Annotated in this window: 13 protein-coding genes; 6 read left to right on the top strand and 7 right to left on the bottom strand. The window is 66.4% G+C overall.

Annotation, left to right across the window (positions count from 1 at the left end; all coding sequences use genetic code 11):
* Positions 1 to 71: 71 nt before the first annotated feature.
* The 5 genes from U4012_RS28120 to glnT all read right to left on the bottom strand — a co-directional run bounded on the left by U4012_RS28120 (position 72) and on the right by glnT (position 6,032).
* Complete coding sequence (locus U4012_RS28120) at positions 72 to 1,469, bottom strand: ammonium transporter (RefSeq protein WP_124521263.1); 1,398 nt, start codon at positions 1,467 to 1,469, stop codon at positions 72 to 74.
* A 189-nt stretch (positions 1,470 to 1,658) separates the two neighbouring features.
* On the bottom strand, positions 1,659 to 3,020 hold the full coding sequence (locus U4012_RS28115; RefSeq protein ID WP_039370809.1) for an FMN-binding glutamate synthase family protein: 1,362 nt from the start codon (positions 3,018 to 3,020) through the stop codon (positions 1,659 to 1,661).
* Between the two features lie 25 nt (positions 3,021 to 3,045).
* A complete protein-coding gene (locus tag U4012_RS28110; protein WP_321802403.1) occupies positions 3,046 to 3,735 on the bottom strand; it encodes a protein glxC in 690 nt (229 codons plus the stop codon).
* Positions 3,723 to 4,631 (bottom strand): amidophosphoribosyltransferase, encoded by a 909-nt coding sequence (locus U4012_RS28105; protein ID WP_321802401.1) that lies wholly within the window; start codon positions 4,629 to 4,631, stop codon positions 3,723 to 3,725. The genes U4012_RS28110 and U4012_RS28105 overlap by 13 nt, the downstream gene beginning before the upstream one ends.
* 12 nt (positions 4,632 to 4,643) lie before the next feature.
* Entirely contained in the window at positions 4,644 to 6,032 is a 1,389-nt protein-coding gene (gene glnT / locus U4012_RS28100; protein ID WP_185715754.1) for a type III glutamate--ammonia ligase, read from the bottom strand.
* 250 nt (positions 6,033 to 6,282) lie between these two features.
* Here glnT and U4012_RS28095 point away from each other — a divergent pair, with 250 nt between their 5' ends.
* Positions 6,283 to 6,885: an XRE family transcriptional regulator gene (locus U4012_RS28095; protein ID WP_321802398.1), complete on the top strand. Its 603-nt coding sequence runs from the start codon at positions 6,283 to 6,285 to the stop codon at positions 6,883 to 6,885.
* 212 nt (positions 6,886 to 7,097) lie between these two features.
* Here U4012_RS28095 and hutG read toward each other — a convergent pair whose 3' ends face one another.
* Both hutG and U4012_RS28085 read right to left on the bottom strand, forming a co-directional pair.
* Entirely contained in the window at positions 7,098 to 7,907 is an 810-nt protein-coding gene (gene hutG / locus U4012_RS28090; protein WP_321802396.1) for an N-formylglutamate deformylase, read from the bottom strand.
* Positions 7,908 to 7,924: 17 nt separating this feature from the next.
* Positions 7,925 to 8,890 carry a LysR family transcriptional regulator gene (locus U4012_RS28085; protein ID WP_321802616.1) on the bottom strand — a complete coding sequence of 322 codons (966 nt, stop codon included), beginning with the start codon at positions 8,888 to 8,890 and terminating at the stop codon, positions 7,925 to 7,927.
* 176 nt (positions 8,891 to 9,066) lie between these two features.
* Here U4012_RS28085 and U4012_RS28080 point away from each other — a divergent pair, with 176 nt between their 5' ends.
* From U4012_RS28080 to U4012_RS28060, 5 genes are all read left to right on the top strand, one after another.
* On the top strand, positions 9,067 to 10,251 hold the full coding sequence (locus U4012_RS28080) for an FAD-binding oxidoreductase (protein WP_321802394.1): 1,185 nt from the start codon (positions 9,067 to 9,069) through the stop codon (positions 10,249 to 10,251).
* 27 nt (positions 10,252 to 10,278) lie between these two features.
* Entirely contained in the window at positions 10,279 to 11,058 is a 780-nt protein-coding gene (locus U4012_RS28075) for an electron transfer flavoprotein subunit beta/FixA family protein (RefSeq protein WP_321802392.1), read from the top strand.
* Positions 11,055 to 11,999: an electron transfer flavoprotein subunit alpha/FixB family protein gene (locus U4012_RS28070; RefSeq protein WP_321802390.1), complete on the top strand. Its 945-nt coding sequence runs from the start codon at positions 11,055 to 11,057 to the stop codon at positions 11,997 to 11,999. The genes U4012_RS28075 and U4012_RS28070 overlap by 4 nt, the downstream gene beginning before the upstream one ends.
* Positions 11,996 to 12,661 carry a HutD family protein gene (locus tag U4012_RS28065; RefSeq protein WP_321802387.1) on the top strand — a complete coding sequence of 222 codons (666 nt, stop codon included), beginning with the start codon at positions 11,996 to 11,998 and terminating at the stop codon, positions 12,659 to 12,661. Before U4012_RS28070 ends, U4012_RS28065 begins: the two co-directional genes overlap by 4 nt.
* 21 nt (positions 12,662 to 12,682) lie before the next feature.
* A partial coding sequence (locus U4012_RS28060) for an FAD-dependent oxidoreductase (RefSeq protein WP_321802614.1) occupies positions 12,683 to 12,833 on the top strand: 151 nt, incomplete at its 3' end.

The raw sequence follows: 12,833 nt of genomic DNA, 5'->3' as shown, positions 1-12,833 counted from the left end.
ATGCAGTTCGGCCGCCCCGGATAGGGGCGGCCGAACCGGCACACAATGCGCGTTTGCGGCTACGCCGATCGTCACGAATGGTAAGCCGTCTCCCCGTGCGAACTGACGTCGAGACCCTCACGTTCGCGCTCACCGTCGACGCGCAGACCGATCGTCATGTCGACCAGCTTGAATGCGGCAACCGACACGACCGCCGACCACACGAGCGAGGTCCCGACGCCCCAGCACTGCGCAATCAGTTGCTCGCCGATGTGGTAGTCGGCGACCTTGTTTGCCACGTAGTCGTAGATCCCGGTTCCGCCCAGCGACGGCGACGCGAATACCCCGGTGAGCAGCGCACCCGCGATGCCGCCGATGCAGTGGACCCCGAATACGTCGAGCGAATCGTCGACGCCGAGCAGGCGCTTGAGCCCGTTGACGCCCCAATAGCAGACGATGCCCGCGATCAACCCCATCGCGATCGCGCCCATCGGCCCGACGAATCCGCATGCCGGGGTGATCACGACCAGCCCCGCGATCGCGCCGGACACCGCGCCGAGCATGGACGGCTTCTTCTTCAGCGACCATTCGACGAAGGTCCACGACACCGTCGCCGCACAGGTTGCCAAAAGCGTCGTGACGAATGCGAGCGTCGCCGCGCCGCTTGCCTCGAGCGCGGAGCCCACATTGAATCCGAACCAGCCGACCCACAGCAGCGACCCGCCGATCATCGTCATCGTCAGATTGTGCGGCGCCATCGTCTCCCTGCCGAACCCCGCCCGCTTGCCGATCATGATCGCGCCGACCAGCGCCGCGATGCCTGCATTGATATGCACCACGGTGCCGCCTGCGAAATCGATCGCGCCCTTCTGGAACAAGAAGCCGGCCGTCGCGCCGGCCTTGTCGGCCGCCGCGGCGCTCGTGTAAGCATCCGGGCCCGCCCAGTACCAGACCATGTGCGCAATCGGCAGGTACGAGAAGGTGAACCACAGCACCATGAACGCCAGCACCGCGGAAAATTTCGCGCGTTCGGCGATGCCCCCCACGATCAGCGCGGGCGTGATCGCGGCGAACGTCAGCTGGAACGACACGTAGATGAACTCCGGAATGACGACACCCTTGCTGAAGGTCGCGGCGGTCGAATCCGGCGTGATGCCGACCAGGAACGCCTTCGAGAGCCCGCCGAAGAACGCGTTGCCTTCGGTGAACGCAATGCTGTAACCGTATACCGCCCACAGAACGCCGAGCAGGCAGAACACCACGAGTGTCTGCATCAGGATCGACAGCATGTTCTTCGCCCGCACCATTCCGCCGTAGAAAAGGCCGAGCCCGGGTGCCGCCATCATCACGACGAGCAGCGTCGCGACGATCATCCACGCGGTGTCGCCCTTGTTCGGCACCGGCACCGCCGCCACCTTGTCGTCCGCGAACACGGGTAGCGCCAGCAATGCGAGCCACGCGCACAGAATCCAGCCAATCGTCTTTTTCATGTCGTTTCCTCGAAGCAAGGCATGCACCGCCCCGCGATGCACGCGATAACCGATGACGAACCAGCAAAATCGGGAATGACCGCGACACCGCACGGAGGCACCGAGCGGGTCGCGGCGTCTGAAGCGACCGACGACATGACGCCGCCCGCTACTGCGCGGCGCCATGTCGCGCGCACCGTCACACCGCGGTCATGACCGCTCGCCCGGAATCCACGACGTGCCGGCCAGCGGCACGCGCGCCATCGCGGCCGCCTCGACCGTCAGCGCGACGAGATCTTCCGGCTCCAGGTGATGAACGTTCTGCTTGCCGCAGGCGCGCGCGATGGTGGTCAGCTCCATGTTCAGCGTCTTCAGGTAATTGCGCACACGACGCGCACCCTCTTCCGGCTCGAGACGCTTTTCGAGCACCGCGTCCTGCGTCGTCACGCCCACCGGACACTTGCCGGTATGACAGTGGTGGCAGAAACCCGGCGACGTATGCAGCGCCGCGTAATCTGCCGCAGCCGAATGCAGCATGCCGTCCTGGAAGTACGATTCGCTGTTGCAGCCGAGCGCCATCAGCACCCCCTGGCCGATCGCGACGGCATCCGCGCCGAGCGCGAGCGCCTTGGCGACGTCCGCACCGGTGCGAATGCCGCCCGACACGATCAGTTGAACCTGCCCCTTCATGTTCAGGTCCTCGAGCGCGGCGACGGCCTGACGGACCGCCGCGAGCGTCGGAATGCCCACGTTCTCGATGAAGCAGGTCTGGGTTGCCGCCGTGCCGCCCTGCATCCCGTCGACCACGACGACATCCGCGCCCGCATGCACCGCGAGCTTCACGTCATTGAACGTGCGCGTTGCCCCGACCTTCACGTAGATCGGCTTTTCCCAGTCGGTGATCTCGCGCAGTTCCTGGATCTTGATCGCGAGATCGTCCGGGCCGGTCCAGTCCGGATGGCGGCTTGCCGAACGCTGGTCGACGCCCGCCGGGAGCGTGCGCATCGACGCCACGCGCGGATTGACCTTCTGTCCGAGCAGCATGCCGCCGCCGCCCGGCTTCGCACCCTGCCCGATCACGACCTCGATCGCATCGGCGCGGCGCACGTCGTCGGGATTGAAGCCGTAGCGCGACGGCAGGCACTGGTAGACGAGCGTCTTCGACGAACGGCGCTCCTCCTGCGTCATCCCGCCGTCGCCGGTCGTCGTCGACGTGCCGGCCGCCGTCGCCGCGCGGCCGAGCGCTTCCTTGACGTTCGCCGACAGCGCGCCGAAGCTCATCCCGGCCACCGTGATCGGGATGTCGAGCACGATGGGCTTCTTCGCGAAGCGCGTGCCGAGCACGGTCTGCGTCGTGCACTTCTCGCGATATCCTTCGAGCGGGTAACGCGAAAGCGAAGCACCGAGGAACAGCAGATCGTCGAAGTGCGGTACGTGACGCTTCGCCCCGAGGCCGCGAATCTCGTACAGGCCGCGTTGGGCGGCCGTGTGGATGTAGTCGATCGTCTTGCGGTCGTAGCCGTACGACTCTTCCTGCTGCAAGCGGGCGAAATGAATGGGTTTGACTTCCATGGCGTTGCCTCGATGGAGCGTGGATTCAATATTCCTGGTTCGCGTCGGCGTTCCAGTGGTAGAGCGTGCGGGCCGAAGCGATGCGCTTGAATGCACGCGGATCGTGGTCGAGCCCGGCCGCGTCGAGGAGCGCCGCGACGGCGCTGAAGTCCGCGTCGGCCATCGGCTCGAATTGCGCGTCCGCGCCAAGCGACTTCACATCGCCCTTCACGTAGAGCACTGCTTCGTACAGCGAATCACCAAGTGCGTCGCCCGCGTCGCCGCAAATCACCATTCGGCCCGCTTGGGCCATGAATGCGGAGAAGCTGCCGACCGACCCGCCGACGACGATGTCGCCGCCCTTCAGCGAGATGCCGCAACGCAACCCGGCATCGCCATCGATCACGAGCAGCCCGCCGTGCGCGGATGCGCCCGCGCCGTTCGACGCGAAGCCCTTCACGTGCACCTTGCCGCTCATCATGTTTTCCGCGACGCCGGTCCCGGCGCTGCCCTCGATGACGATCGTCGCGCGCTGGTTCATGCCGCCGGCGTAATAGCCGGCGTGACCATCGATCGTCACGGTCACGTCGGCGTCCACGCCGACCGCGATGTTGTGCGCACCGTTCGGCGAGGCCACGACGATCGCCTGCCCGTCGAGCACGTCCGCGCTGCCGTGCAGGTACTGGTTGACGTCCCTGACGGTTGCGTGCTCAAGGTCGAATGTCATGCGTTCCATACGTACATCTCCTCGGGTGCGGGTTCGAATACCTTGGCGTTCCTGATGTCCGGCAGATGCGCGAGCGAGCGGAACTCCGACGCGATCGCGACATAGTCGTCGTTCTCGGCGACGACGGCCGGCTTGCATGCGAACGGGTCGCGAATCAGCGCCAGCTCGGTGGGCGTCCCCATCAGGAACGTGTAGAAGCCATCCAGCTCCTCGAAACCCTTCTGCAGTGCCACCGGCAGCGTGTCGCCCTCGCGCAGTCGCCATTCGAGGAAGCGGCACGCCGCCTCCGTGTCGTTGTCGGTATCGAAGTGAATGCCCTTCGGCTCCAGCTTCCGGCGCACGCCGTAAGGGTTCGACAGCGAGCCGTTGTGGACCAGGCAGAAGTCCTCGCCGGCCGTAAACGGATGTGCGCGATCCGGCGTCACCGCGGACTCGGTCGCCATCCGCGTATGGCCGACCAGGTGAGAGCCCTTGAGGCCGCTGAACGCGTAACGCGCGGCGATCTCCGCGGGCAGGCCGATGTCCTTGTACAGGTCGATCGAGCGCCCGGCCGACAGCAGGTACACGCGCGGGTAATGCTCGTTCAGCCAGTGCCTGACCGTGTCGGCCTGCGCGTGGACGGTCAGCACCGCGTGGTTTCCCTTCGCATCGACACGCGCCGCGGCGTCGACGGACGCCTTCAGCCGATCGAGCATCACGTCCCACGGAAAATGCTCGCCTTCATCCGTAAAGCCCGAGTACAGGCTCAGCTTGCGCTGGTTCGGCTCGACCGCGTCGCCGAACACCGCGAGACCGGCCGAATCCGGGCCGCGTTCGGTCATGCCGATCAGCATCGGCACCATCAGCTCGCCGAGCCGGTCGCGCAACGCCGGTGTCTTGACCAGCAATCCTACGATTCCACACATGTTGCCTGCTCCTCAGAAAAATTCGACGTACTGCTTGATTTCCCAGTCCGATACGTGGCGCATGTATTCCAGCCACTCCATTCGCTTGAGCTTGATGAACTCGTCGACCACCGGCCCGAGCGCATCACAGATCGTCCGGTCGGCCTCGAGCGCGTCGAGCGCCTCGCCAAGGTTCTGCGGCAGCACGCCGATGCCGTGGTCGCGAAGTTTCTGCGCAGGCCACTCGTACAGGTTCTCGTTCGCCGGCGCACCCGGCGACAGGTCGCGGTCGATGCCGTCGAGCCCGGCGGCGATCACGGCCGCCGTCGCGAGATACGGGTTGCATGCGCCGTCCGGCAGACGCAGTTCGATCCGGCCGCCTGGCATCCGCACCATGGTCGAGCGATTGTTGTCGCCGTAGCTGATGTAGGCCGGCGCCCAGGTCGCGCCGGTCAGCGAGCGCCCGACGACGAGGCGCTTGTACGAATTCACCGTCGGGTTGCAGAGCGCCGCCAGCGCGGACGCATGCGCGAGCAGGCCCGCCGTGAACCGGTAGCCGAGTGCCGACAGGCCCATGCCGAGCGTATCGTCGGCGTCGGCGAACAGGTTGCGCTTGCCGTCGCCGATCGACATGTGCATGTGCATGCCGTTGCCCGGGCGGTTCGCGAACGGTTTCGGCATGAACGAACAGATCATTCCGAGCTCGTTCGCGATTTCCGACGCGGCCATCTTGAAGAACACGTAGTGATCGCACGACGTCAGGCAGTCGGTATACGTGTAGTTGATCTCGAACTGCCCGTTCGCGTCCTCGTGGTCGATCTGGTAGACGTCGATGCCGACCGCGCGCAGCGATTCGGTGAGCTTTTCCAGGAACACGCGCGTGCGGGACAGCCCCTTGTAGTCGTAGCAGGGCTTCGCCAGCGTATCGCTCGGATCGCAAGGCTCGAGCGTGCCCGACGCGGAGCGCTTCAGCAGCGAAAATTCGGGCTCGAGGCCCGTAAAAAGCGTCCATCCGCGCTCGGTCAGGCGGGCAACCTGCTTCTTCAGCGTCACGCGTGAATCGAACGCCCACGGTACGCCGTCGACGTGACCGTCGCACGCGATGCGCGCGAGCCCGGACTGCCACGGCACCGGCGTCAGCGTCGCGAGATCGCCGACCGCCATGTAGTCCGGCCCGTTCGGCTCGATGCCGACACCCCAGATCGCAAAGCCCGCGAAACCCGCGCCCGCGGTCAGCACGCTGCCCAGATGCGCGACCGGCACCGATTTCGCCTTGGCCACGCCGTGAATGTCGACGAATTGCGCGAGCACATACTTCACACCGTGTTGCGCAAGGTATGTCTGCGCTTCGTCCACCGAATCGAAGCGCGGTACGCTTCCGAGTGCGTTGACTGGCAACGGGCTCGCATCGTTCAGGTTCATCGTCTCTCCTTGCAACTGCTGCGTTCACTGGTTTGTGGAATCCGCCCGGCTGGCGAGCGGCCCAATTGCGCGACATGAGGCAAGCACCGCGTCCGGTACGCTGCGATCACGCCTTCTGCATGCGAAGGGATTTATTGTTGTGAAACAATAATTCCCTATATGAAACTTGCGGTGCGCACGCCGGCGGTCCCGACCGTGCCGGCGCGCACGCCGCAATCTGCTACCCTTGCCCCTTTTGCCGAGGTCGACGATGCATACCGCTGACGACAGCAAGACCCCGCTCGAACGCTATCTCGGGTCGACCATCCGCGAGCTTCGCCAGAGCCACGGCCTGACCATCGCCCAGGTCGCCGAACAGGCCGGCATCAGCCGCGGCATGCTGTCGAAGATCGAAAACGCACAGACCTCGACCGGTCTCGACGTACTCCACCGCATTGCCCAGGCGCTCGGCGTCTCCATGGCCGTGCTGTTCCGCAACTTCGACGTCCCGCAGGGCGGCGCCCAGCTCGTAAAGAAGGGCGCTGGCATGGAAGTCGTCCGGAAAGGCACGAAAAGCGGCCACACCTACCATCTGCTCGCCTACGACCAGGGTCCGCGTAAAACCTTCGAGCCGTTCCTGATCACGATGGAGGACCAGGCGGAACGCTTTCCCGTCTTCGAGCATCCCGGCACCGAGTTCATCCACATGCTCAAGGGCGTGATCGAATACCGGCACGGTCAGCAGACCTACATCCTGCATCCAGGCGACACCCTGACGTTCCGCGCCGACGTACCGCACGGCCCGGAACGCCTGGTCAAGACCCCGATCCAGTTCCTGTCGATCTTCGTCTACGGCCCCCCTGCCGACGAATGACCCTCCCGTCGCGAGAGATAATGCAAGCCTCGTGCCAGGTTTATCTACAGGAATCAAAGATTCCCGTGAATAAACACTTCGGGCGAGATGGCACCCGTGCGTCAGCGGGTGAGAACCCGCTCCCTGCGTGCTGCGGGTGCAGCGCCACGCCAACTTCGGTGCAACGTCGCACTGATACGGGAACCCTGATTACGAAGATGTATCAGCGTTCCTTATGCTGCGAGCCGCGGCAGTGCCGCCAGCGCATCCAGCGCCGCGCAGATCATCCGGCGCACGGTCGGCTGCACGTGGGCCGCGCGTTCGGTGTCGTAGGCGAACGGGAAAGCTTCGTCCATGTAGGTCGACTGGCACATCTCCAGCTGGATCGCGTGCACGCCGTGTGACGGCCGGCCGGACGAGCGGGTGATGAAGCCGCCCTTGAAGCGACCGTTGGCGACCCACGTGAACGGGCTTGCGGCAGCCTCGCGCTCGACCGCGGCCTGCACGGACGGCGCAACGGTCCTGCCGTCCTGCGTGCCGATGTTCAGGTCGGGCAGCTTGCCGTCGAACAGCCGCGGCAGCAGGCTCGCGATCGAGTGCGCTTCCCAAAGCAGCACGTGCCCGTGACGCTCGCGCAGCCGCGCCAGCTCGGCCGCCAGCGCCATGTGGTACGGCTGCCAGTATGCGTCGACGCGGCGACCTTTCTCCGCCGCATCCGGTTCGCATCCTTCGCGATAGACGGGCTCGCCCCGAAACGTTTCGGTCGGACACAAGCCCGTCGTCGTCTGGCCGGGGTACAGGCTCTCGTCGTCCGACGGACGATTGAGGTCGATCACGTAACGCGAAACCGTCGCACCGAGCATCGTCGCGCCGAGCGTGGTCGCGAACGCGTACAGTCGGTCGAGGTGCCAGTCGGTATCGGCGAGTGTCAGCGCGCGGTCGGTGTACGCATCGCGCAGCGGCGCGGGTACAGCCGTTCCCAGGTGCGGAATCGAAATCAGCAGCGGCGCATCGCCGCGTTGCAGCGTGTATAGGTCACTCATCGAGCACTCCGTACGAATCAAAGCAATGCATCTTCGGGTAACTGCGGCACGGCGCGCGCGAGCGCCGGCCGGATCGAATGGTCGAGCACGCCGCGCGTCAGCTCGATGATCTCCGTGACGAAGTCCTCCCACTCGCCCTGTCGGTGCAGGAGAAAGAAATCGCGCCGGCCGAGCCGGCCGCCCGGCAGCGGCACGACCACGACGTCGCCGAGGTAATGGCGCGCCTGCCACAGGCACAGCGGCGTCGAGATCGCGAAGCCGAGCCGGGCGGCAACCAGGCTCAGCAGCGGATCCGTCGCGTCGAATTCGAAGCGCCTCGGGCTATCAATGCCGAGATGGCGCGCGAACCGCTCGACCTGCTGGCCGATCACGGAACGTGCGGTGTAACGGATCAACGGCAGTTCGGCGGCCAGCGTTCGCCAGTCGGCCTGCGGGCGCCCGGCCAGATGCGCGCGCGCGACGACCGCGACGAATGCTTCGGAGAACAACGGGACTTCGACGATACGCGCGTCGCTGAGCGTGGTCTGCGTACATACGGCGACGTCGATCTCCCGGTCATGCAATTGCTTGCTCAAACCCGGCGTGATCCCGGACCACATCGAAATCTGTCGCGACGTGCCCGACACCGCGCGAATCAGTTCCGGGCCGACCGTCGCCGCGAACGAGTCGACGCAGCCGAGCCGCACGGGCACCCGGCCCGCGTCCGACGCATCGCCGACGCGCGTGCTGACCATCTGCGCATGCTCGAGCAGCGGGCCGGCCAGTTCCAGCAATGCCCGGCCGGCGATATTGGGGCGCGGCGGGCGGCTGTCCCGATCGAACAGCACCGTCCCCTGTTCGCGCTCGAGGGCGGAAATCGCCTGGCTGATCGCGCTCTGGCTGACACCGATCCGCCTGGCCGCGGCGGTCATCGAACCGGTCTCGCACACGGCGACGAAGGCCTGCAGGGCACGCAGGTCGATAGGCGATAGGGTGCGTCGCATAGAGGCTCCAGTGGCGGCGGCGTCCATTCCGGCATACGGAACGCATGGTGCGCCGATTCGGCCAGCCCGGACGCAGGATGAGGACTTCCGGGCACGTTGCATAAGTTTGCCTAATACAAAATTCGGCGGCACCGCGGCTCCCTAGAATCGGCACGTCGTCCATCCAGAGGGAAGCCATGAGCCACTTCGACTTCATCGTGATCGGTGCCGGCGTGATCGGCACGTCGGTCGCGCATCATCTTGCGTCGCTCGGCGCACGCAACGTGCTCGTCATCGAACGCGGCATGATCGGCGCCGGCACCACGTCGCAATCGTCCGGCCTGCTGCGCACGCATTATTCGGTCCGCCAGAACGTCGAGCTGGCGCGCGCGTCGTGGTCGGCCTTCAACAACTTCGCCGAATACGTCGGCGACGACGAGGCGTCGTGCGGGCTCGTCAAGTGCGGCTACATGATCTGCGCGCCGGACGGGGCGAAGCTCGAGCCGCTGCGCGCGTCGCTCGACGCGCAACGCGCGATGGACATCGAGGTGCAGTTGCTCGATCGGGACGACGCACGTGCCCGCCTGCCGATCGCACGGTTCGACGACGCGGCGCTGATCGGCTTCGAGCCGGAAGCGGGCTTCGCCGACGCCTATCTCGTCGCGACTAGCTTCGCGAAATCGGCACGCCGGCGCGGCGTGAAGATTCTCGAAGGCACGACCGTCACGGGGGTCGTGCGTGACGGCCGCCGCATCGTCGGCGTCGACACGAGTGCCGGCCGCTTCATGTGCGGCACGCTGATCAGTACGCAGAACATCTGGACGCCGGAACTGTCCGGCTGGATCGACGTCCCGCTACCCGTGAAACCGGAACGGCACACCGTGCTGGCGCTCGAGTGCGACGCACGATATTCGTTCCAGATGCCGGCGTTCAAGGACCTGGGCTCGCCCGGCATGCTCTATTACCGCAGCTATGGCGGCAGCCAGATGCTGGTCTCCGAGGGCGTCGTCGGCGAGACGCTGAATGCGCCGGAAACCGAACAGGGCGACATTTCGCTGGATTACGTCGCCGAAGTCGGTGCGCAGGTCGCCGAACGCTTTCCCGCCTACGAGACAGCCGGGCTCGCGTCGTCATGGACCGGCGTCTACGACGTGACCCCCGACTGGAACCCGGTGCTTGGCAACGTCGGCGACATCGACGGACTCGTGGTTGGCTTCGGTTTCTCGGGCCACGGCTTCAAGCTGTCGCCCGGCATCGGCAAACTGCTCGCACAGCATGCGCTCGGACAGCCGACCGACGTGTCGCTCGCCCCTTACTCGCTCGAACGCTTCGCGACCGGCGCGTTGCTCACCGGCAAGTATGGCCTCGGCGCCGTGTCCTGATCTTCATCCTTTCGACGAGACATTCCCATGCCCCTGAAGATACTGGTGCCCGTCAAGCGCGTCGTCGATCCGAACGTGCGCGTGCGGGTCGGTTCAACCGGTTCGATCGAGACGACCGGCCTCAAGATGTCCATCAACCCGTTCGACGAATGCGCGCTCGAGATGGCGCTGCGCCTGCGCGAGGCCGGCCATGCCGCCCAGGTGAGCGTCGTCACGTGCGGCGCGGCCGCTTGCCAGGACGTGCTGCGCACCGGCCTGGCCATGGGCGCCGACGACGCGATCCTGATCGACACCGGCGACGTCGCCGCGTCGCTCGACTCGCTGGGCGTCGCACGGTTGCTCCACGCGTACCTCGGCACGTCGCCTTACGACCTCGTGCTTTGCGGCAAGCAGGCGATCGACGACGACACCGGCGGCGTCGCGCCGATGCTCGCCGGCCTGCTCGGCTGGCCGCAAGGTCTCGACGCGACCGCTCTCGCGCCCGAAGGCGACGGCTGGCGCGTCACGTGCGGCGACGACAGCGGCACCGCAACCTGGCGGCTGACCGGCCGCGCCGTCGTGAGCGCCGACCTGCGCCTGGCCGAACCGCGACGCGTGACGCTGCCCAGCATCGTCAAGGCGAAACAGAAGCCGCTTGCCGTCATTCATGCCGCCCGGTTCCCGGTCGATCTCGTGCCGTCGTCGCGCGCGGTGCAGCTCGACGAGCCGATGGCGCAGCGCACAGGCCACCGCGTTGCCGACATCGATGCGTTGATCGCCGCGCTCGCCGCACACCGCGTCTTTGCTCATACAGGAACCTCCGCATGAGAACGCTCGTCATCGCCGAAACCACGGCCGACCATACGCTGCCGGATACGGTCCGGCGCGTCGTGACTGCCGCAACGGCACGCCGGCATCCTGTCGACGTGCTGGTGCTCGATCCCGCGGCGGCCGCGCAAGCCGCGCTGATCGACGGCGTCGACCGTGTACTCCGGCCCGATCTGCCCGGCACGGCCGGCGCCGTCACGCCGGAAAGCCTCGCCGTGCTGCTTGCCGGACTGGCGCCACGCTACACGCTGATCGCGGCCGCCCATCGCACGCTGGGCCGGAACGCGTTGCCGCGGGCCGCGGCCCTCGCCGGCGCGGCGTTCGTCGCGGACGTGACCGGCATCACGGACGACGGGCGCTTCGTGCGCGGCCTGTATGCGGGAAGCATCGTCGCGACCGTCGAAAGCGCGCGAGAGACCAGCTTTGCGACCGTGCGCGCGTCGTCGTTCGCGGCGGCAGGCGCGCGTGCGGAACCGGCACCGATCGATTCCGTGGATGCGCCGCCCGCATTCGCCGCGACGACGCTCGTCGAACGCAACAGCACTCAGACAGCCGGCGTCGATCTCGCGAATGCGCCGATCGTCGTGTCAGGCGGACGCGGGCTCGCGTCCGGCGAGAACATGGTGCGACTCGGCACACTCGCATCGCGTTTCGGCGCAGCCCTCGGCGCATCGCGCGCCGCGGTCGACGCCGGCTATGCACCGAACGCCATTCAGGTGGGCCAGACAGGCAAAACCGTCGCCCCCGACGCCTATCTCGCATTCGGGATCTCCGGGGCCATTCAGCACCTGGCCGGCATGAAGGATTCGAAGCTGATCGTCGCCGTCAACAAGGATCCGGATGCGCCCATCTTCTCGTTCGCGGACGTGGGCTTCGTGGGGGACCTGTTCGACGTGATGGCTGCCCTCGAACGTCACATCGACGCCGGGGGTGGCGCATGACGCACCCGGATTCCGGGCAGGGCGGCGTCCCGCGCGTACCTGCACCACGTTCCTCCAGCGGGAGTGCATCGTCGGCATCGCACTACCCGTCCGTCAGGTTTGTCGATTGCGCGCAAGTCGAGCCTGAAGCCTGGGCGAACGGCGCCGGCGTCACGCGAACGATCGCCAACCGCATCGACGCCGACGGCAATGTAGACTGGCGTATCAGTCTCGCGACGCTCGACGGACCGGCCCGCTTCTCGCAGTTTCCGGGCGTCGACCGGATACTCGTGCCGGTCGACAACTCGAGCGTCGAACTCCGCGCGCAGGACGGGCATCTCGTCGCGCACCCGATCGTGCCAGCATGCTTTCCCGGCGATTTGCCGGTGTGGACGACCGATATCGTGCGACCCACGCACGTACTCAACGTGATGACGCGCCGCGCCGCCTGCCGGGCCACCGTGAGCGTGGCGACGCATTCACGCCGCGTAACGCCGGCGCCGACGCATCTGCTGATTTGCGCGGCCGGCCAATGGCGCTTCAGCAGCGCGTCGCTCAGTACCCAGACCCTGCTGCCGATGCATGGCCTGTGGCTCGACGGCCGCAGCGAAGAAATCGATCTGCAGTCCGATGCACTTGACGCCCGCCTGATCTCGATCGCAATCGAGTCGGTCGAACGCTAATCCCTGCCCGCCTACCTGCTCATGTCACACGCTTCGTTTGTCGCACCATACGGCCCGCGCGAATCGATGGAATACGACGTCGTGATCGTCGGCGGCGGCCCGGCCGGACTGTCGGCCGCGATCCGGCTCAAGCAGCTGGCCGCCGAGAAAGGCACCGAGATCGGCGTGTGCG

Source organism: Burkholderia sp. BCC1988 (assembly GCF_905339895.1).
Taxonomy (GTDB): domain Bacteria; phylum Pseudomonadota; class Gammaproteobacteria; order Burkholderiales; family Burkholderiaceae; genus Burkholderia.
Note: the sequence above shows the minus strand (reverse complement) of the source record. Positions and strands in the feature narration are given on the sequence as shown.